We start from the raw sequence: 18,248 nt of genomic DNA, 5'->3' as shown, positions 1-18,248 counted from the left end.
GGCAGGCCTAGCGCCCCTTCAGCACCGTCGGCCTGCGCCCAACTCAAGCAACCCTTTATGCGAACGCAGCGACCGGGCGGCGGCGGCGCATTGCGGCGCCAATCGAGCCAAAGCCGGCGATCATAAGCGCCCAGGTCGCCGGCTCTGGAACGGCGCCGGCGGTGAAGGTGGCTTCGGAGTAGTTCGCGTCGTCATAGACACGCATGTGGGCCGAGGTGATGTTGCCCGCCAGCAGCGTGCCGTAACCCGCATAAGCGCGGCCGGAGAAATAGGAGATCGAACCACTTCCGGGGAGATCATAGCTGCCCAGCGTGAACAGCGGTGTCGAACCTACATCGAATGAGACCGAGATGCTATAGGGCGAGAAGCTGGTCGTGCCGATGGTGTTCAGCGATATCGTGTCCGAGAGCACGGATGTCCGCAGCATGCCGACCGACGAGTCTTCGTAAGGACGCCACGACGGCGGCTGAAACTTGGCGTAAAAGACGCCGTCCAAACCCGATAGTGTCGTCATGCCGGGCAGGGTCGGCTGATAGTCGGTTTTCGTGAACGTCGCCGTGCCCCACACCTCGACGACCACTGCGGCCTGAGCCTGCGATGCTATCAACATACTCGCACTGGCAAGTGCCAGGCCCAAGAACTTCTTTCCCACAGAAACCCCCTACCGCGTGGTTGGAGCATGGTGGTTGCCCGAGCGGTTTTCGGGGGTCAACGCGGTTAAGCACGAATAAAGGGTTAAGGCCGCAACGTCCGCGAAGGGGCGCAGGGCCGCTCGCATGTCGGAGCGAGATTTCTGCGCTTGGCTGGGGCGGCAGGATTCGAACCTGCGCATGGCGGCATCAAAAGCCGCTGCCTTACCGCTTGGCGACGCCCCAGCATGTCATGCCCGATCGACGGATCGAGCCGCGCAGGCCCATATAGCGGGTAAGGGCGAGATGCCAAGCCTTCCACCGCCTGCATTGTCTTGCGCGCGCTTTCTTTTGGGATCAAAGCTGCCCACCCCATGGTTTCGCCCTCTTCACCTGCTGCGTCGCCGCTCTTCCTGCGTGAGGACGAGGTGCGTCGCGGCATCGAGCTGCTGCACTTCGGGCAGGCGCATCTCATCGCCACGCTGGACGATCAGCTTGCCGCGCTTGGCCTTGGCCGCGCTCATCATCGCGCGCTCTATTTCATTGCCCGCCAGCCTGATCTGTCGATCACCACGCTGTTGCGCCTTCTTGCCATCACCAAGCAGTCGCTTGGCCGGGTGCTCGACGAGCTGATCGAGAAGGGGCTGGTGGAGGCACAGCCGGGCACGCGCGACCGGCGCCAGAAGCTGCTGCGCCTCACGGCCGAAGGTCGAGCCGTGGAAGGCGCGCTCTTCGCCACGATCCGCGAACGCATGGCCAGCGCCTATGCGCAGGCGGGCCAAGGCTCGGTCACGGGTTTCTGGCGCGTGCTCGAAGGTCTGGTCGATCCGCAGGACCGGGGCATGATCGCCGCGCTGCAGATCCCGCGATGACCGGACAACGCTTTAGCTGAAGCGCCCGACCCAGCTCTCGAAAGCCGCGATCCATTTGTCGACGAAAGCAACGGTCCTTTCGTTCGCGAAGCCACCCTCCGCGTCGAAGAAATCGTCCTTCACGGTCAGATACACCTCCGGATTGCCCATCACGTGCATGCCGGGGATCATCATGAGGTTTCGCAGCAGATTCTGCGCCACTGCCGTGCCCTGCGCACCGGGCGAGGCGCCGATCGTCGCGGCCGGCTTCCCCGCGAAACTGTTCTTGCCATAGGGCCGGTTCGCCCAGTCGATCGCGTTGACAATGATCGGCGTCGTCATTCGATTATATTCCGGCGTCACCACAATGATCCCGTCGGCGGCTTCCACGGCCTGCTTGAGCGCGGTCACCCCGGCGGGCGGATCGGCCCACAGATCCTCATTGTAAAGCGGCAGATCGAGGTCCGGCACAACGAAATCGAACCGGTCGGCCATACGCTGCCGAAGAGCGTGACCCAGCTTGCGATTGATCGACTCTTTTCGCAGCGAGCCGACGAGCATGACGATCTGGGGCACTGGAGGTCTCCTGAAATATTTGCGACGCTGATCCGCGATCAGGCGAAGTCTTTCATACGTTCGCCGATCCGCGCAAGGTCAGCGACGAAGCGTTCATATTCCGCGTCCTTGTCTTCCTGAACGCGCAACAGGAAACTGGGATGCACGGTTACCCACGCTTCCCCGCCACCGTCCGGCAACGGATGCGGCGCGCCGCGCAGGCCGGAGAGCGTCACGGCCTTGCCGAACAGCGCCTGCGCCGCCGTCGCTCCCAGCGCGACGACTATGTCGGGCTGCACGATCGTCCGCTCCGCATCCAGCCACCAGCGGCAGGCGCGTATTTCCCCGCCATTGGGCCGCGCGTGGATGCGCCGCTTGCCGCGCTGCTCGAACTTGAAGTGCTTGACTGCGTTGGTGACATAGGCCCGCTCGCGATCGATGCCCGCTTCGGCCAGCGCGCGGTCGAGGAGCTGCCCTGCCGGGCCTACGAATGCCCGCCCCGCCAGATCCTCCTTGTCGCCCGGCTGCTCACCCACGAACATCAGCCGGGCGTCGAGCGGCCCTTCGCCGAACACGGTCTGGGTGGCGCAGCGGTGGAGATCGCATCGCGTGCAGCCCATGGCCTCCGCGCGTAGGGCCTCCCAGCTTGCCTGCGCGTTGTCGCCCGCCGGCACCTGCGGCCTCTCCCGAGTGCTGGCCTTCTCGATCATGGCGATCTCCCGTGCCCGCGCCCCTGCGACCAGTCCGGGAACGAGCGCGGTCTCGGGCATGTTCCGCCAGTATTTCTTCGGCATTTCCTTCAGCATCGCCTTCACCTTGAGGCGGGCAGGATTGAAGATGGCCGCATAATAAGCGCGCCATGTCGCCTCGACCGGATCGCCGGAGGGGGCATCGGCCCGGGTTGCGCCCGGCGTCTCGATCAGCGTTTTCCCGTCCCAGTGCAGGCTGACCTCCGGCGTCAGGATCGACCAGCGCATCGACCCGAAGCGGCGCACGAAGAAACCGGCATTGGCCCGCGCGATATGATGGTCCGGCTCGAACCAGGCCACGAACCGGAATGCCCCATCCGGATCGGCGACTTCACGAAAGCGCACGAAGGCCCGCATCTTGTGAATGTCCCGACGCACCGCCTTGGCCATCTCTTCGATCCGCCGGAGCAGGGGATCGGCATGATCCTCCAGCGTGCGGGGCGTCGCAATGACCCGCTGCAGCAAGCTGTACAGCAGCGCGAACCGCTCGGGGTCGCTATGGCAGATGACCGTCCGCGCCAGATCCATGAACGCGCGCGGAACTGCGAAGGCAGGTGCATCATGCGGTGCGATGTCCTCGCCATCAAAAAGATCGCCGCCGTCGCCAGCAACCGACCAGCGCACCTCTTCGGGGGGAATGTCCGCCATCACCAGCGCCCGCACTGTCTGGCGCCAGCCGTCGAAATCCGCCGCATGAACGAGCGTTACCGTCTTCATCGGCGCCCCTTGCCGCATCGCGGCAACGCCTTGCCTCGCAATACATCCGGGGTTAACGCTCCCGGGACCAGACCGCTGCGGCGGCTTGCAACAGGTAACAGACGTAACGCGCGATGATGAAAGCAGCACCCTGGCCAGTCATGCTGGCAATGCTCGCCTCGCTCGCGCTCAATCTCTGGCTCGCGGGCGCGCCCGGCTGGGCGTGGTTTCCCGCGGCGATTGCCGGCTGGTATCTGGCCGATTTTGCCTCGGGCGTCATTCACATGGTGATGGACTACAAGGTCTGCACGCCCGGCGTCGGTCTCGATCAGCTCTATTTCTACGAGGGATCGCGTGAATCCCCGGACTATCTGGCGCTGCGCGATCAGGTGTGGACGCGCGTTGGCCCGTTCGAAAAGCTGGTCTATGACTTCAAGAACCATCATCCCCGGCCCGACGCGCTCGGTCGCCGGCCCATGCTGGTGCAAATCGGCTCGACCATATTGTTCGCCACACTCCCAGCCTCTCTCTTGCTCAATCTCGCCGCGCTTGCCCTGCCCCTGCCCGGCTGGATGATCGCCGGACTGGTGGTCTTCATCATCGGCGCCACCTTCGCGCAATATTTTCACGGCACGCTGCACAAGGATGACAACCCGCCGCTCGTCATCTGGATGCGTCGTCTTGGTCTCCTCATGACGCCCAATGCCCACGCCATTCACCACGCCACGCTCGATCGCGACTTTGCGACCAACACGGGCTGGTCCAATCCGCTGGTCAACCGCCTGTTCAATCTCGCCATTGATCGCCGCTGGCTGAAGCCGGAAGGCCTGGAACCCAATTAAAACAGCTCCAGCTGGCTCATCGGACGAGCAACCAGTGCGCGCACGTCCGCGCTGTCCGCCAGCGCCACTGGCCGCCAGTCCGCCGCCACCAGAAAAGGCCGCAGCTTCGCGATCGACACTGTGAGCCGCGCCACGTCCTCCAGCCGCAAGCGGCGATGCCGGCGGGACTGCAGGATGCGGTCCACGGCGCGCGTTCCCAGTCCCGGCACGCGCAGCAGCATCTCGCGCGGCGCCCGGTTGACGTCGACCGGAAACTGGTCCCGGTGGCGCAGCGCGAAGGCCAACTTAGGGTCGATGTCGAGCGGCAGCATGCCCTGTGCGTCCGTCGCCTGCGCCACTTCGGCGGGCGAAAATCCATAAAAGCGCATCAGCCAGTCGGACTGGTAGAGGCGATGTTCGCGCATCAGCGGCGGGCGTTTCAAAGGTAACACCGCACTCGCATCCGGAATTGGGGAAAAGGCGGAATAATAAACCCGCCGGAGGCCGAACCGGCCATAGAGCCCGCTTGCCTTGCCGATGATCGCGCGGTCATCGGCACCATCCGCCCCCACGATCATCTGCGTCGACTGGCCCGATGGAGCGAAGCGCGGCGCGCTGCGGTAACGGCGACGCGCATCGTGCCCATCCTCGATCGCGCTCTTCATGCCCCGTATCGCGCCTTCGATCCGGCCGGCATCCTTTTCCGGGGCGAGCGTCTGCAAGCCAGTTTCGGTAGGCAGCTCGACATTGATCGAGACGCGGTCGGCCAGCAGCCCCGCCATGCGGATCAGCGCCGGGTCGGCGTCGGGAATGGTCTTGAGGTGAATATAACCGCGAAAGTCATGCTCCTCGCGCAGCAGCCGCGCCGCCTCCACCATCTGCTCCATCGTATAGTCGGACGAGCGAATGATGCCGGAGGAGAGGAACAGCCCCTCGATATAGTTGCGCTTGTAGAAGGCGATAGTGAGATCTGCGACGTCCCGTGCCGAGAAGCGCGCACGCCGCACATTCGAACTGCGCCGGTTAATGCAGTAATGGCAGTCGAAAATGCAGCTGTTGGTCAGCAGGATCTTGAGGAGCGAGATGCACCGACCATCCGGCGCATAGGCATGGCAGATGCCCATGCCCTCGGTCGATCCGAGGCCCTTCCCCCCGCGACTGTCCCGCTTCTGCGCACCGGACGAGGCGCAGGACGCGTCATATTTCGCCGCATCGGCAAGGATCGAGAGCTTTTCCGTAAGGTCGAGACGCGCCATATGTTCTCATTACGTTCTCACTGCGGGGCTGTCCATAACCTGGATCAGGTCAACCCCATCCCATGGCTCCAGCCAGTGCCCAGAGACCAAGCAGGACGAAGAGCACCGCCGCGCCGATCTGCATCGCGCGCATCGGCACGCGCCGCGCCAGCGCTTCGCCACCCAGCACCGCGGGCACGTTGGCGATCATCATTCCCAGTGTCGTGCCTGCCGTGACGGCAATCACATTCTCGAACCGCGCGCCCAAAGCGACCGTGGCGATCTGGGTCTTGTCGCCCATTTCGACGAGGAAGAAGGCAATCAGCGTGGTGAGGAAGACGCCGGCCCCTGCGGGCGCGCGCAGCGGCTCATCTTCGTCCAGCTTGTCCGGCACCAGCATCCACAGCCCCATCGCGATGAAGCCTAGCGCCACGGCGATGCGGAACCACGGCGCATCGAGCAGCCATGCCGCCTGATGACCGACCAGCGCGGCGAGGAAATGATTGGCGAGCGTCGCCGCGAAGATGCCGCATATGATCGGCACCGGGCGGCGGAACCGCGTGGCGAGCAACATCGCGAGTAGCTGGGTCTTGTCGCCCATCTCCGCCAGCGCGACCAGCGCGGTCGAGGTCAGCAGTGCGTCCATGAATGACTCCGGGCCGGGCGAGTGGAAAACGCAATGCACGTCGCTCCTGCCCGGCCGGACTGGAACGCCATGACATTGGTCTCGCCTGGCGGAAGCTCCTTGAAGCTCCGCTCCGCGCGCCATGGCGTTTCCGCCAAATATGTTGACGCGCGGCCCGCAGATTGCGGCCAGTCATGGCCGCTGCGGGTGACTACTCCCCGTGGATGTCGGGGAGGCGCTTAGTCGAAATCCACGCCGGGCACAATGCACGTTGCGGGCGATCTGCCAGGGCGCGCGACATGACAGGAAATTCATGAAGCCGTCACCGTCTTGCCGGGCGGCGAGGTGCAGAAGGGATCTCGGCGATTGGGTGACTGCCCCCGTCCTCCGGTCGCCGCTTTATCAGGAGTAATGCCATGAACGCCAAGTATCTCTCGTCTCTCGCCGTTCTCTCGCTGATCGCCGCACCGGCGATGGCCGCCACCACCAAAGCGCCCAAGACCCCTAAGGTCGAGAAGGTGCATAAGGTGAAGGAGACCAAGGAAACGAAGGAAGCCAAGGCCAAGTAAGTCGCCTGCATTCATCTTCTCCCACTTTTCCGGGGCGACGCGGCGTGATGAATTTACGCCGGGTCGCCCCTGCTTTATTCAGGGCGGTGAACAACCCGACCACGCTCCCCGCCGCTCCTCTCCGGACGACACGCCATGACCCGCAAGATACTGATCGTGGAGGATGACGAGGCGGTCGCCGCCTATATCGCCAAGGGCTTCGGCGAAGCGGGCTTTGCAGTCGACATCGCCGCGGAAGGGCGCGACGGCTTGTTCCTCGCCAGCGAGGGCGTGCATGATCTGATCGTGCTGGACCGGATGTTGCCCGGCATGGACGGGCTCACCGTGCTGCGGGCGCTGCGGGCCGCCGGCATCGCGACGCCGGTGCTGATCCTCTCCGCGCTGGACAGCATAGACGACAGGGTGGACGGCCTGCGCGGCGGATCGGACGATTATCTCACCAAGCCCTTTTCCTTCGCCGAGCTTCTTGCCCGCGCCGAGGCGCTGTTGCGGCGGACGGAAGCGGCCGGCGCCAGCCAGCCGACCACGCTGGTGGTGGGCGACCTGGAGATTAATCTTCTCTCCCGCGCCGTAAAACGCGACGGCCAGCCGATCCGGCTCGTCGCGCGCGAATATAATCTCCTCGAATATCTCGCCCGCCATGCCGGTCAGGTCGTCACGCGCACGATGATGCTGGAGAAGATCTGGAACTATCATTTTGATCCCGGCACCAATGTGGTCGATGTCCACATCGGCCGGCTGCGCCGCAAAATCGACGACGGGTTCGATCCGCCGATGCTGCACACGGTGCGCGGCGCGGGCTATATGCTGTCGGGAGACGGCGATGCGCCCTGAGGCGGGCGTTGCCCGCATTCGCCTTTCCACCACCGCCCGGCTGGCGCTGCTCACTGCGCTCCTCATCTTCCTTTCCAATCTCGTCGTTCTCGGCCTGCTCTACGATCAGCTCCGCGACGACGCGCTGACCGATCTGCGCGTGCAGGTGAGTGCGCAGACACAGGATCTGGAGGCAGCGTGGAAAGCGGGCGGAGAGGCTGCGCTGGTTCTCGCCATACGGGATCTGGCCAGTGGCGACGATGCCGCGCTGGTCGTCGCCGCCTCGGACGCGAGAGGGCGGACCCTCGCGAGGGCCGGACCGGCCCCTTCCGTCCCCGCCCCGCGCGGCTTCTCCATCGCGCGCATCGGCAGCGAGGCGCGGGAAACCGGCTTCGAGGTCCGCCGGCTGGGGTCTCTCCGGCTGCTGAGCGGCCGCATCGTCGACGAGCGCCAGCAGACCCAGCGCGCGCTGGAGCGCGGTCTTGCCATGGCGGCCGTGCTCGCCGCGCTCATCGGCGCGATCGGCAGCTTCGTGATCGTCACTTATGTCTCGCGCAGACTGCGTGGACTTGCGGGTGTGGTGGACAAGGTCGCCGCCGGAAGTCTCGGCGAGCGCGCTGCGATCCTCTCGGGCGGCGACGCTTTCGATGCGCTGGCCGAGCGGGTCAACATGATGCTGGACCGGATCGAACGGCTGCTGGGCGAGCTGCGCCTGATGACGGACGGTTTCGCCCATGATCTGCGCTCGCCGCTCGCGCGCCTGCGCACTAAGGTGGAGCGGGCGCTCGTGGAGGCGGACAGCCCGGCCGCAGGGGCCGCGATGGAGGCCGCGCTGGCCGAGGCGGACCTGCTCATGCGGATGCTCGCCACTCTGCTCCAGATTTCACGCGCCGAGTCGCCCCGCTCGACCGCCGATTTCCCGCTTATCCCGCCGGCCACCATTCTCGCCGAACTGGCCGACCTTTACGAGCCGGTCGCGCAGGACAAGGGCGTCACGATGTTGCTTGCGCTGGATGAGAGCGTTCCCGCCCAGCGGCTCGACCGCGAGATGCTCTCGCAGGCGCTTTCGAACCTCATCGACAATGCCCTGCGCTATGGCGGCGACCGCATCAAGCTGCGGCTCGACCGGCGACCCGTCGATGGCGCGCCGGGCATTGCGCTCAGTGTCGAGGATAATGGTCCGGGCATACCGGCCGAGCGCCATGATGAGGCGCGGCGCCGCTTCGGTCGGCTCGACGCTGCCCGGTCGCAGCCCGGCGCGGGCCTCGGCCTCGCACTCGTCGAGGCGACGGCGCGCCTGCATCGTGGCCACCTGCTGCTGGAGGATGCGGTGCCCGGTCTCGCCGCGCGGCTGGTCATGCCAATCGGCTGAGCGGGACGGAGAAGAGAGATCGGAAGAGTGATACTCTCAAAAATCGTTCTCGGACTATGAAACCGTGGCGGATGGCCAATCAATGTGATCCAATGCGCTGATGCGGGCCGCAACATCGACAATCACATTCGCTTGTTTCACCGCGATGGAGGCTCTCAGTAGCTGCAACGGGTCCAGTCTGGATGCTGAAACGCTTAAGGCGATCCGAGTCGAGGCTCAGACGCTGATGAAGTCACACCAGATCGGACGCCCGAACACATGGGGATCAGTTCCCAAGGAGCGATGGCCAGCGACTATCGCGGCTCTCCATCCTACGAGTTGCTATGGTTATCAAGTGCGGCGCGATAAAGCGGACCTGCCGATGCCCTTGGCCTGCTATGCCGAGGTGGTCCAAGACGTGTTCTCGTATCGCCCGTGCTGACCACAGCCGATCCACATTCCAAAAAGAAAGCATGATCCGGTCAGGCAATCACGCACCCGACCGGACCATGCTCCCGCAGAAATTACTTTGCTTTGGGCGCCGCAGCCGCTGCGTTCTCCGGCAGGCCGCCCATTTCGGTCACCAGCTTGGTGTAGGCGTCGAGATAGGAGAGTACGATGATCTGGCCGATCGCCGTGTCCTGATAGCCGCCCGCGCCTGCGCCGCCGAACGCGCCGCCGCCGAACAGGCCGCCACCGCCGCCGAAGCTCACGTCGGACTTGCGGGCATAGCCCTCGGTCATTGCTTCTTCTTCGGTGGTGCGCGCGTTGACGAGGCTGAGTGTCGTCTTGGCCTCACCCTTCTTCACGTTGATCGCGCCGGCCAGCGCGCCGAGCGTGCCGCCCATGAAGCCGCCGAGCACGCCGCCGATGCCGCCACCGCCGGAGTTGCGGTTCGCCGTGACGATGTCAGGCTGGAGGAAATAGTCCGCCGCGCGGACCTGGCCCTTGCCCAGGTTCGATCCCGCCTGCAGCTCGCCGGAGTCGGCCATGGCGCGCTCCATGTTGCGGCTGGCCATGGACCGGCCGCGGTTCACCATGGTGAAGCAGCCCGACTTCTGCACGAAGATCTTGATGATCGCCTCGGGGCTGCCGAGGTTGAACTCGCGCCACCACTGGTTGTCCGGCTCGACGACGGCGAGCGTGCCGAGCTTGCGCGTGCAGACCGGAATCTGCGCCTCGCCCTTCTGCTGCGCCTGATGGGCCGAGGAGCCCTTCTTCTCCGCCGCGATCGCACTCATCGGCGTGGCAAGGAGCGACGCCGCCGCGAGCATGGCGCCAATTGCATGTTTCATCTCATATTCCCCCAAAAGGTCATGGAACTGGTTGCGCTTCCTCTGTTGTCGCGCCGGACCCGTTGCGCCCGCCAATAGCATAGCGAGACAAGGCGGGCCAAGAGGGGAGGATGGTTATCGGGGGGGTGGCCACTTCGAAAACACCAAGCCTTTATTTACCATCTTGATCTAGGCAACTCCGCGTCGATGGGGGGCTTAGACGGACCAATGGGCGACGGGGCGCAAATTAAAGATTTTCTTGCGAGGAAAGAGGCGGTCATTCGGCGCCAATTCAATTTAAAGCAAACACTCGAAAATCTTAACGCAAGCAGCGATCACGCTCTGCAAAACAATAGGGTCTGGTTCTTTTCCCTTTTCGCTCTCCTCATACTGCAAGCGAGCCTGATTATCAGCCATGCCCCATGGCTTGACGAATACCAAGCGGCTCAAATCGCTCTGCAGTCGCCAGATTTTCCAGCGCTCCTCGAAAATCTCCGTTACGAGGGACACCCCCCGCTCTGGTATCTTGTACTTCAGCTGGTCGGACTGGCAGTGCCTCCAGCTTGGGTGTTACCGGCCGCGCAATTGCCCATTGCACTCGCGATGCAGGCAATCATTCTCTCTCGTCCCCAATTCACCCGCCTTGAGCGGCTGCTCATTGCCAGCAGTGTCTTCTTTTTCTTCGACTACGGCGTGCTCTCTCGTAGTCTTTCACTTGGCGTACTACTCACCGTCACTGCTTTTGCCTTCCATCAACGTCGGATCGCGTGGCTCTGCATTGCGCTCATGCCAATGACGGACTTCCTTTTTGGGGTCATTTCAGGCGCATGGCTGACTATCGCATGGATAGAACGGAACCGATCTTCCGCTGGTATCATCATCTGGCTGCTCAGTGGATTGCTCGCGGCATGGACAGTTCGGCCAGCACCCGACATGCATCCGGCTTTAGCTCTCGGCACGCCCTTGATCGATGCTCTCATCTATCTGGTCCGCCTTTCTGCCCTGCTTGTTCCACTGCCCATAAACGAAGGCGTCCTCCAGTGGAACACAACGCTCCCAATGCCTTTTTCGCTTATGGCAGGCATGATCTTTCCGTGTTTCGTCTGGGGAACTTGTCGACCAGTAAAACTGCATGGAATCCTGATTGCTGCCTTCGTCTCTTTGACCGCCATATTTAGTATCGCCATTTATCCTCTGCCTATCAGACACCTGTCTCTTATCTGCCTCCTGATGCTGATGTTAGTGCTGAAGGCCCGAGACAATGGCGTCCGCGAACCGGTTTCCTTTCGCCTCTGGCTATGGGTGATTGCATCGGGAGGTTTGCTGAGTGCCGTCGTAAGCATCTCCAGACCCTTTGACACAGCTAGTGAAGCTGCACGCTATATTCGATCGAAGGGCCTCGTCGATAAGCACTGGGTGGTTTTCCCCGATAGCCGCGCCCAAGGAATCAGCGCTTTGAACGGGATGGAATTCGAGCGGCTGGAGCGCGGATGCACGCAGAGCTTCGTGAGATGGAACTATCGCAGCGAAATACGACGTTTCTATCACTTGGTCGATGTTCTTACCGATCTGCGCGACCGCTATGGCCGCTTCTATCTGCTTAGCGACGAGCTCTATCCGACCTCACGCGCACCCGGCCTACTTAAACGTGTGCACAGCGTCCCAGCTGGCTATGATGGCCAAGAGTATCATATTTATGTTGTAGGTCCCGACCGTCCGGAAAGGACCAACAAGCCTCCTCAGTGTGCACCCCGACGCTTGCCAATGCCTCCGTGGTCAGCGACTTCGGGCTGAGTTCGAGAAATATAAGAAAAAAAACTCACCCCAGTCGCCCGCCCCCTCCCTCACCCTTGATTAACCACCTTTCTCTAGACCGCACGGCATGGGCGGTCGCGGGGAAGCATGAACGCGTTCTATCAGGACATGATTGAGTTTGCTCTGGCGAGCGTGCTTGCGCCCTTTGTAGGCGTGCTTCCTGGCATGGCGTTGCTGTGGCTGGGTGAAAAAGCCGGTTGGGCACGGCGCGGCGGCTGGGTGAGCTTTGGCCTCGCCGCTCTCCTTGCCCTGTCGGTCCTGCCTGCCCTTGATGCGTTGCTGGTGCGGGCGGCCGGCCTCGGCGCGACGACGCTGGTGCACCTTGTCGGCGGCGGCTTTGGCCTGGCTTATGCAAGGCGGCTGCGCTGGACATGGAGCCCGGTCTTCGCTGCCGCGGCGTTGCTCTGGTGGGTGCTGGTGCTGCTCTCCTCAGCGGACATGGACCTCGCCAGTGGGCTCAATCAGAGCGTTGTGGTCGTGGACCTCGTCAAACATGCGGCTGTCGTGGAGAGCATCGTGCGGGACGGCTTGCCGCTGGTCGATCCCTTTTTCGCGCGCTCCCAGGCCGCGGGCTATTATTATTACTATTATCTCTGGCCCGCGCAGATCGAATGGCTGAGCGGCGGCTCGCTGTCGGGCCGGATGGCCTATACCGGAGCACTGGTCTGGACCGGCCCGGCGTTCGTGGCCCTGCTCTGGCAAGTCTGTTTTGCGGGCGGCCTCATTCGCCCCAGAAAAGAGCGCAAGCTTCTCGGCATCGCGCTTTTCCTCTGCTTCGTCGCCGGCGCCGACTTGCCGGCAATGCTGATACGCTGGTGGTTCACCGGCGCGCTGGAAGTGCAGACGGATGTGTGGACGGAGGAAATCCGCTTTGCACTGACCTCCATGCTCTGGACGCCCCATCATCTGGCGGCATTGATCGCCGTGTGGACAGGGCTGCTGGCCCTCGCCACCGCCCGGTCCGAAGGCAGCACTCTGCGGCGGAACCTCAGCATAGTGATAGCCGGCCTCGCTTTCGCCAGCGCCTTCGGCATGTCGCTCTGGATCGCGCTGACAGCCGGGCTGAGCCTGATTGTGTGGACCATATTCCGGGGGCGTCGAGACCCGGCGTTTCTCCTCATGCTCACGCTTGCCGGAGCGGTGGCCACGTTCGTCAGCATACCGCAATTTCTCGATGTGCTTGGGGGCCGCAGCGATCAGGCATTCCCGATCGGGCTGACTGTCCGCCGAGTGCTTTGGCTGAGGCCCAATCTCGATCCGGCTCTGGCCTTGCCGGTTCTGGCTATGCTCCCCGCCGTTTACTGTATCGAGTTCGGGGCCTTTGCTTATGGCGCCATGCTCTTCCGACGCGTCCGCCCTCCAATCACGTCGTCCAGCGAAGGGCTCGTCCGCAGCCTTCTCCTTTTCACGGCGATCGGCGGGATGCTTGTGGCCACTTTCCTGCGCTCGACGATCCTTCTGAACGATCTGGGCTGGCGCGCGCCCTGGTTTGCGCAACTGGCCTGCATGGCGTGGACGGCAAGCGCCATGCAGCACATGCCCCGCCTCATTCGCCCTACCCGGATGTTCCTTGCGCTGATCGCGCTTGGCCTGCTCCCGAACATCTATGATCTGGCGGGATTGCGGATCGTCCGCGCGACCTTCTTCAATATCGAGCCGTTCTTCCTGAACAGCGATCCTGAGAAGGACCGGAGCCTCCGCGCGGCCTACATCTGGGCCAATGCGCACCTGCCCCGCAACTGGGTTCTGCAGCACGAAGCCTCGCAACAGAAACGCGAGATGGACTTCGGACTTTACGGTCGGTTCCGAACTGGCGTAGCGGATCGTGACGCGACGCTGTTCGGCGCCTCGCGAGACGATGTCGATGGCCGCCTCCGGCGCCTGCGTCCGCTTTTCGAGGAGGATCTCCCTGCTCAGCGCATGACAGCGCTGGCGCGAGCGGAAGGCGTCGACGCAATCGTCTATTCGAGGAGCGATCCTCTCTGGCGCAAGATCGGGCGCCCTCCCCATGCGGCTCGCTGCATCTGGCGGGACCAGCATGCATGCATTGCGCCGATCAGCGCGCTTCCCAAGCGAGACAATCCATGACGCTGTTCATGCGGCTCACCCGTCTGGCCCTCACTTATACGATAAGCGTGGCTGTCGGCCTCCTGCTGTTCGTCGCCTTTCAGAAGCTTCCGCTGTTCAGCGGCGTAACGGTGCTATTCTATCGAGGCATTCTCACAGGCCTGTGCGCGGTTTTCGTTCTCGGCCTCATGATCGCCGTGGTGGCTAAGCGCTTCCGGATCGATCTTTCGACAGCGGTGGGAGCGGTCATCGCCTCCCTCAGCCTTAACATTTGTTTCCTCGTGCTTCTGCCTGTCACGGTCGATCGCTCGATTTCGGTCTTCCTTCTCGCCCGGATCGAGCAACAGGATGGCCGCCTGACGGCACCCGCGCTGGATCGGCTGTTTCGCGACGCCTATCTCACCGACCTTCGCCAGATCGACCGGCGCGTTTCCGAACAGATCTTGTCCGGGAATATCAGCGTTGATGCGACCGGCCATATTCGGATGACGCCGCGCGGCCGCGCGTTTCTCGCCTTTTCCCGCTATGTCGCGGCGGGTTTCGATACCGACCGGCGCTTTGTCGATCCGTCGATACCTGCATCAATAAAAAGTTTTTAATCTCTTCTCGGTTAACTGTGCCGCGCCAGGCATTTTCAGAAGAACCAGAGTCAAACAGATGAACGCATTCGGACGGAAGAACGGACTAGGTCTCAAGCCGAGCTTCGGCGTGGCGCGACCAATGCATGGCCCGGCCGGCGGCTCGCTGACAAGCATCCCGTCCGGCATCCCCGTTCCCCCGGCTGGCGAAACAACCGAGCCTCGCGCCCTTGCGGAAGGGACGCCCGCTGCCCCGCTCACCGCGCTGGAGCGCAATGCCGAGGCGATGGCGCGCCTCTCCGAGCGGATGAATACCGATCATGGCAAGCGCGGCGACCAGAATCAGGGCTTCGAGGCGAGCGTCCACAAGATCAAGGAGCAGGTGCTTCCTCGCCTGCTCGAGCGCGTCGACCCGGAAGCGGCGGCGACCCTCTCCAAGGACGAGCTGGCGGAGGAGTTCCGCCCGATCATCATGGAAGTGCTGGCCGAGCTGAAACTCACCCTCAACCGGCGCGAGCAGTTCGCGCTGGAGAAGGTGCTGGTCGATGAGCTGCTGGGCTTCGGCCCGCTGGAGGAGTTGCTTGCCGATCCCGAGATCAGCGACATCATGGTCAACGGACCCCAGCAGACCTACATCGAAAAGAAGGGCAAGCTGCAGCTCGCGCAGATCCATTTCCGCGACGAGGATCATCTCTTCCAGATCGCGCAGCGCATCGTCAATCAGGTCGGTCGCCGTGTCGACCAGACCACGCCGCTGGCCGACGCCCGCCTTCCGGACGGCTCCCGCGTCAACGTCATCGTGCCGCCGCTCTCGCTGCGCGGCACGGCCATTTCCATTCGTAAGTTTTCCGCCAAGCCGATCACGCTGGACATGATGGCCAAGGGCGGATCGATGTCGGACAAGATGGCGACCGCGCTCAAGATCGCAGGCGCCTGCCGCTTCAACATCGTGATCTCGGGCGGCACCGGCTCGGGCAAGACGACGATGCTCAATGCCCTCTCGAAGATGATCGATCCGGGCGAGCGTGTGCTCACCATCGAGGACGCGGCGGAACTTCGCCTGCAGCAGCCGCACTGGCTCCCGCTGGAGACCCGCCCCGCCAATCTGGAGGGTCAGGGCGCCATCACCATCGGCGATCTCGTCAAGAACGCGCTGCGTATGCGGCCGGATCGCATCATCCTGGGCGAAATTCGTGGCGCGGAGTGCTTCGATCTGCTCGCAGCGATGAACACCGGCCATGACGGCTCCATGTGTACGCTCCACGCCAATAGCCCGCGCGAGTGCCTGGGCCGCATGGAGAACATGATCCTGATGGGCGACATCAAAATCCCCAAGGAAGCCATCTCCCGCCAGATCGCGGAGTCCGTCGATCTGATCGTGCAGGTGAAGCGCCTGCGCGACGGCTCGCGCCGCATCACCAACATTACCGAAGTGATCGGGATGGAGGGCGACGTCATCGTCACGCAGGAGCTCTTCAAATACGAATATATGGAAGAGGACGAAAACGGCCGCATCATTGGCGAATATCGCTCGATGGGCCTGCGCCCCTACACGCTGGACAAGGCGCGCCAGTTCGGGTTCGACCAACCGCTGCTGGAGGCGTGCCTGTAGGGCGAAGCAGTAGGATTGCCGGTCGGGACACCGACGCCACAGCATGCGGACACTTTCGAGCGGCCGCTTTCCAGCGTGATGTGCTTAAAAGCGGACTGTCCGGACACGACGACATTGCGGACATCAGGGGTCGCCGACGCCGATCCCGAAGGCCGCCTCTTCAACAGCCCGATTGTTTCAGCCGTGAACCGTCTCTCCGCGTTCTAGCATGCCCACAAAGTCCCTGATCTTTCGGGCTCTGGTTTCAGCTTTCTTCACCGAGCCAATCCGATACAAGATCGCATATCGGTTAGCGCCACTGAGCGTAGCGAAGAAAGCTGCGGCCTTCGGGTTCGCATCGAGCGCGGCCTGCAAATCCGATGGCACCTCAGCTTTGCTAGCTGATGCATACGCTGCCTCCCATCTGCCGTCAGCCTTCGCTTTATCGACCTCCAACTGTCCAGACGCTTGCATGCGCCCGTCCGAAATCAGCTCCAGCGCGCGTTGCCGATTTACATCCGACCACTTGCTACGCGGTCGGCGTGGGGTAAAGCGTATCAGCCAGCTCTCAGCGTCATATTTGTCGAGTTGCCCGTCGATCCAGCCATAGCAAAGGGCACTGTCGATCGCTTGAGCTTTGGTGACGCCGTCGACACTTGAACCCTTCTTACGAAATCTAATCCATGCACCGTTCGAATTGCTCGGCTGAGCCAACAACCAGCTCTCCAGTGCCGTTTGATCAGCAAATGAAATTATCGGAAGGCCAGAACGGAATTCAGTCATTCTCAAGCCTAGCGCGCTCCCTGGATTCGATAAAGGTCGGCTTCCGACAACCCCAGCTTAATAGCCGTCGTTCCGCAAACCCCGACTTTCCCGTCATTCAGCAACTCACAGCGTTCGTTCGAAGCCGCCGTTGCCCTGTCGCTCCGTCCACAGCGGCGATCCAACGGAAGTCAGCCAAACCATAGACAAGTCAGACGCTGCAGTCCTCCGCGGCGTCCTCTTCGCTCTCCACGACTTTGCCCAGCGTCTGGACAATCGCGGCCTGGAGGGCGTCCAGCATGGCATAGCGCTGCCGATATTCGGACCGCTTGTTGGGCCGGATGTCCTCGGCTGCCCGCCGTTTCAAACTCGGGCACAGATGGAAGAAGCCGTCCGGCCCGCGCGTGCCCGCGCGATCCTCCCACACAGCGTCGTAGCTCATCACGACCGGGTCGGCGCTGCGAGCCTTCAGATAGGCGCTGCGGTGGACTCGAATGTCGTCCGCCACGGCCAGGATGCGCACCACGCCATAGGCGCGGCACAGCATGCGGAACGCCTCGATCAGCAGGTCGCGCGGGCGCATACCGTGCGCCATCTTGGTGAGGCGCCGGGTTCTCGCCAGCGCATCCTCGTCGCCGCCGCCCTGAAGGCCGCCGATATAAGCGACCAGTCCGTCGCTGGTCCGCCCCAGCGCGAAGGAAAGGCTGAAAACGAGGCTATCCTCTTCCACCAGCGAGAGGGAGAGCAGCCCTTCGCGCGCCAGCCAGCGCGGCGCGGACAGCTCCAGGCGCAGGCCGGGGCTGATCTCGGAAAGATCTGCGAGCCGGCGATATTCATGGTCGCCCACATCGAGCGGCCACCCCAGCGCGTCCACTTCCGTGCAGTGGTCGATGACGGCGCGGAACCGCTCCGATGCGCGCCAGGGCGCTGCGACGAAGGGGGTAATGACGAGACCCAGCATCTCGGGCCGGTGCCGCCGGAACTGACCGAGCCGGCTGGCCGGGGTCGCGCGATAGAGATTGCGCACGGAGTTGAAATGGACGAGCGACAGGGCAACCGCCTGCGCCAGCGTGCCCGGCCCGGCATTGATCAGTTGCTTCAGCATGTCGCGCACCTGCTGCGCCGATCGACCCCGTTGCCTGAACGGGATCGCCGCAAATGATCTCGCAAATTTCCCCCCAATGAAGCGAGTCTTGTCCTGTCTCATTGGATAATCATGACGCTGCGGCAGGAGTCCAATGGGCTGGGCGAGGTTGACCTTCTATGG

At 63.2% G+C, this 18,248-nt stretch carries 17 protein-coding genes, 1 tRNA gene and 1 riboswitch; of the genes, 9 read left to right on the top strand and 9 right to left on the bottom strand.

The annotated features are described in order from the left end of the window. Positions 1 to 55: 55 nt before the first annotated feature. Both ACNAOH_RS11820 and ACNAOH_RS11815 read right to left on the bottom strand, forming a co-directional pair. Positions 56 to 610, bottom strand: coding sequence for a PEPxxWA-CTERM sorting domain-containing protein (locus ACNAOH_RS11820; RefSeq protein ID WP_443970371.1), 555 nt, complete (start codon positions 608 to 610; stop codon positions 56 to 58). Positions 611 to 800: 190 nt separating this feature from the next. After that, a tRNA-Gln gene (locus ACNAOH_RS11815) sits at positions 801 to 875 on the bottom strand. Positions 876 to 1,003: 128 nt separating this feature from the next. Between ACNAOH_RS11815 and ACNAOH_RS11810 the strand changes: the two genes are divergently transcribed. Continuing rightward, positions 1,004 to 1,501, top strand: a complete 498-nt coding sequence (locus ACNAOH_RS11810; RefSeq protein WP_443970370.1) for a MarR family winged helix-turn-helix transcriptional regulator — start codon at positions 1,004 to 1,006, stop codon at positions 1,499 to 1,501. A 12-nt stretch (positions 1,502 to 1,513) separates the two neighbouring features. Here ACNAOH_RS11810 and ACNAOH_RS11805 read toward each other — a convergent pair whose 3' ends face one another. Together ACNAOH_RS11805 and ACNAOH_RS11800 are read right to left on the bottom strand one after the other, a co-directional pair. After that, positions 1,514 to 2,056, bottom strand: a complete 543-nt coding sequence (locus ACNAOH_RS11805; protein WP_443970369.1) for an NADPH-dependent FMN reductase — start codon at positions 2,054 to 2,056, stop codon at positions 1,514 to 1,516. Between the two features lie 38 nt (positions 2,057 to 2,094). Next, the gene (locus ACNAOH_RS11800) at positions 2,095 to 3,501 is read right to left on the bottom strand and encodes a UdgX family uracil-DNA binding protein (RefSeq protein WP_443970368.1); all 1,407 of its coding nucleotides are present in this window, start codon (positions 3,499 to 3,501) and stop codon (positions 2,095 to 2,097) included. A gap of 113 nt (positions 3,502 to 3,614) precedes the next feature. On the opposite strand from ACNAOH_RS11800, the gene ACNAOH_RS11795 reads away from it, so the two are divergent. Further along, positions 3,615 to 4,322 carry a fatty acid desaturase CarF family protein gene (locus ACNAOH_RS11795; protein ID WP_443970367.1) on the top strand — a complete coding sequence of 236 codons (708 nt, stop codon included), beginning with the start codon at positions 3,615 to 3,617 and terminating at the stop codon, positions 4,320 to 4,322. Here ACNAOH_RS11795 and ACNAOH_RS11790 read toward each other — a convergent pair. Together ACNAOH_RS11790 and ACNAOH_RS11785 are read right to left on the bottom strand one after the other, a co-directional pair. After that, positions 4,319 to 5,557, bottom strand: a complete 1,239-nt coding sequence (locus ACNAOH_RS11790) for a putative DNA modification/repair radical SAM protein (RefSeq protein WP_443970366.1) — start codon at positions 5,555 to 5,557, stop codon at positions 4,319 to 4,321. The two genes, ACNAOH_RS11795 and ACNAOH_RS11790, sit on opposite strands and share 4 nt — an antisense overlap. A gap of 49 nt (positions 5,558 to 5,606) precedes the next feature. Next, positions 5,607 to 6,182 carry a TMEM165/GDT1 family protein gene (locus ACNAOH_RS11785; RefSeq protein ID WP_443970365.1) on the bottom strand — a complete coding sequence of 192 codons (576 nt, stop codon included), beginning with the start codon at positions 6,180 to 6,182 and terminating at the stop codon, positions 5,607 to 5,609. Between the two features lie 10 nt (positions 6,183 to 6,192). Then, positions 6,193 to 6,393, bottom strand: a riboswitch (yybP-ykoY riboswitch). Positions 6,394 to 6,577: 184 nt separating this feature from the next. Between ACNAOH_RS11785 and ACNAOH_RS11780 the strand changes: the two genes are divergently transcribed. From ACNAOH_RS11780 to ACNAOH_RS11770, 3 genes are all read left to right on the top strand, one after another. Continuing rightward, entirely contained in the window at positions 6,578 to 6,730 is a 153-nt protein-coding gene (locus ACNAOH_RS11780; protein ID WP_443970364.1) for a hypothetical protein, read from the top strand. A gap of 135 nt (positions 6,731 to 6,865) precedes the next feature. Then, positions 6,866 to 7,564 (top strand): winged helix-turn-helix domain-containing protein, encoded by a 699-nt coding sequence (locus tag ACNAOH_RS11775; RefSeq protein WP_443970363.1) that lies wholly within the window; start codon positions 6,866 to 6,868, stop codon positions 7,562 to 7,564. Continuing rightward, positions 7,554 to 8,915 carry an ATP-binding protein gene (locus ACNAOH_RS11770; protein WP_443970362.1) on the top strand — a complete coding sequence of 454 codons (1,362 nt, stop codon included), beginning with the start codon at positions 7,554 to 7,556 and terminating at the stop codon, positions 8,913 to 8,915. The genes ACNAOH_RS11775 and ACNAOH_RS11770 overlap by 11 nt, the downstream gene beginning before the upstream one ends. A gap of 503 nt (positions 8,916 to 9,418) precedes the next feature. On the opposite strand, the gene ACNAOH_RS11765 is transcribed toward ACNAOH_RS11770, so the two are convergent. Next, the gene (locus ACNAOH_RS11765) at positions 9,419 to 10,168 is read right to left on the bottom strand and encodes a CsgG/HfaB family protein (protein WP_443972125.1); all 750 of its coding nucleotides are present in this window, start codon (positions 10,166 to 10,168) and stop codon (positions 9,419 to 9,421) included. Between the two features lie 228 nt (positions 10,169 to 10,396). Between ACNAOH_RS11765 and ACNAOH_RS11760 the strand changes: the two genes are divergently transcribed. From ACNAOH_RS11760 to ACNAOH_RS11745, 4 genes are all read left to right on the top strand, one after another. Continuing rightward, positions 10,397 to 11,962 carry a hypothetical protein gene (locus ACNAOH_RS11760; RefSeq protein WP_443970361.1) on the top strand — a complete coding sequence of 522 codons (1,566 nt, stop codon included), beginning with the start codon at positions 10,397 to 10,399 and terminating at the stop codon, positions 11,960 to 11,962. 108 nt (positions 11,963 to 12,070) lie between these two features. After that, the gene (locus ACNAOH_RS11755) at positions 12,071 to 14,071 is read left to right on the top strand and encodes a hypothetical protein (protein WP_443970360.1); all 2,001 of its coding nucleotides are present in this window, start codon (positions 12,071 to 12,073) and stop codon (positions 14,069 to 14,071) included. Then, positions 14,068 to 14,649 carry a hypothetical protein gene (locus ACNAOH_RS11750; RefSeq protein ID WP_443970359.1) on the top strand — a complete coding sequence of 194 codons (582 nt, stop codon included), beginning with the start codon at positions 14,068 to 14,070 and terminating at the stop codon, positions 14,647 to 14,649. The genes ACNAOH_RS11755 and ACNAOH_RS11750 overlap by 4 nt, the downstream gene beginning before the upstream one ends. Before the next feature lie 58 nt (positions 14,650 to 14,707). After that, complete coding sequence (locus ACNAOH_RS11745) at positions 14,708 to 16,240, top strand: CpaF family protein (protein WP_443970358.1); 1,533 nt, start codon at positions 14,708 to 14,710, stop codon at positions 16,238 to 16,240. A 177-nt stretch (positions 16,241 to 16,417) separates the two neighbouring features. Here ACNAOH_RS11745 and ACNAOH_RS11740 read toward each other — a convergent pair whose 3' ends face one another. Both ACNAOH_RS11740 and ACNAOH_RS11735 read right to left on the bottom strand, forming a co-directional pair. Then, the gene (locus tag ACNAOH_RS11740; RefSeq protein ID WP_443970357.1) at positions 16,418 to 17,002 is read right to left on the bottom strand and encodes a YdeI/OmpD-associated family protein; all 585 of its coding nucleotides are present in this window, start codon (positions 17,000 to 17,002) and stop codon (positions 16,418 to 16,420) included. 190 nt (positions 17,003 to 17,192) lie between these two features. Continuing rightward, entirely contained in the window at positions 17,193 to 18,086 is an 894-nt protein-coding gene (locus ACNAOH_RS11735) for a DUF535 family protein (protein ID WP_443970356.1), read from the bottom strand. Positions 18,087 to 18,248: the final 162 nt, after the last annotated feature.

This window comes from Sphingobium sp. CR28 (assembly GCF_052327305.1).
Lineage (GTDB): Bacteria > Pseudomonadota > Alphaproteobacteria > Sphingomonadales > Sphingomonadaceae > Sphingobium.
The sequence above is the reverse complement of the archived record's forward strand: the minus strand, read 5'-3'. Positions and strand labels throughout refer to the sequence as shown.

What these genes read in the sequence shown, in the direction of transcription:
- ACNAOH_RS11820 (WP_443970371.1), bottom strand. Translation starts at nt 610, where the DNA reads ATGTTGATAGCATCGCAGGCTCAGGCCGCAGTGGTCGTCGAGGTGTGG.
- ACNAOH_RS11810 (WP_443970370.1), top strand. Translation starts at nt 1,004, where the DNA reads ATGGTTTCGCCCTCTTCACCTGCTGCGTCGCCGCTCTTCCTGCGTGAG.
- ACNAOH_RS11800 (WP_443970368.1), bottom strand. Translation starts at nt 3,501, where the DNA reads ATGAAGACGGTAACGCTCGTTCATGCGGCGGATTTCGACGGCTGGCGC.
- ACNAOH_RS11795 (WP_443970367.1), top strand. Translation starts at nt 3,615, where the DNA reads ATGATGAAAGCAGCACCCTGGCCAGTCATGCTGGCAATGCTCGCCTCG.
- ACNAOH_RS11790 (WP_443970366.1), bottom strand. Translation starts at nt 5,557, where the DNA reads ATGGCGCGTCTCGACCTTACGGAAAAGCTCTCGATCCTTGCCGATGCG.
- ACNAOH_RS11785 (WP_443970365.1), bottom strand. Translation starts at nt 6,182, where the DNA reads ATGGACGCACTGCTGACCTCGACCGCGCTGGTCGCGCTGGCGGAGATG.
- ACNAOH_RS11780 (WP_443970364.1), top strand. Translation starts at nt 6,578, where the DNA reads ATGAACGCCAAGTATCTCTCGTCTCTCGCCGTTCTCTCGCTGATCGCC.
- ACNAOH_RS11775 (WP_443970363.1), top strand. Translation starts at nt 6,866, where the DNA reads ATGACCCGCAAGATACTGATCGTGGAGGATGACGAGGCGGTCGCCGCC.
- ACNAOH_RS11770 (WP_443970362.1), top strand. Translation starts at nt 7,554, where the DNA reads ATGCGCCCTGAGGCGGGCGTTGCCCGCATTCGCCTTTCCACCACCGCC.
- ACNAOH_RS11765 (WP_443972125.1), bottom strand. Translation starts at nt 10,168, where the DNA reads ATGCTCGCGGCGGCGTCGCTCCTTGCCACGCCGATGAGTGCGATCGCG.
- ACNAOH_RS11760 (WP_443970361.1), top strand. Translation starts at nt 10,397, where the DNA reads ATGGGCGACGGGGCGCAAATTAAAGATTTTCTTGCGAGGAAAGAGGCG.
- ACNAOH_RS11755 (WP_443970360.1), top strand. Translation starts at nt 12,071, where the DNA reads ATGAACGCGTTCTATCAGGACATGATTGAGTTTGCTCTGGCGAGCGTG.
- ACNAOH_RS11750 (WP_443970359.1), top strand. Translation starts at nt 14,068, where the DNA reads ATGACGCTGTTCATGCGGCTCACCCGTCTGGCCCTCACTTATACGATA.
- ACNAOH_RS11745 (WP_443970358.1), top strand. Translation starts at nt 14,708, where the DNA reads ATGAACGCATTCGGACGGAAGAACGGACTAGGTCTCAAGCCGAGCTTC.
- ACNAOH_RS11740 (WP_443970357.1), bottom strand. Translation starts at nt 17,002, where the DNA reads ATGACTGAATTCCGTTCTGGCCTTCCGATAATTTCATTTGCTGATCAA.
- ACNAOH_RS11735 (WP_443970356.1), bottom strand. Translation starts at nt 18,086, where the DNA reads ATGCTGAAGCAACTGATCAATGCCGGGCCGGGCACGCTGGCGCAGGCG.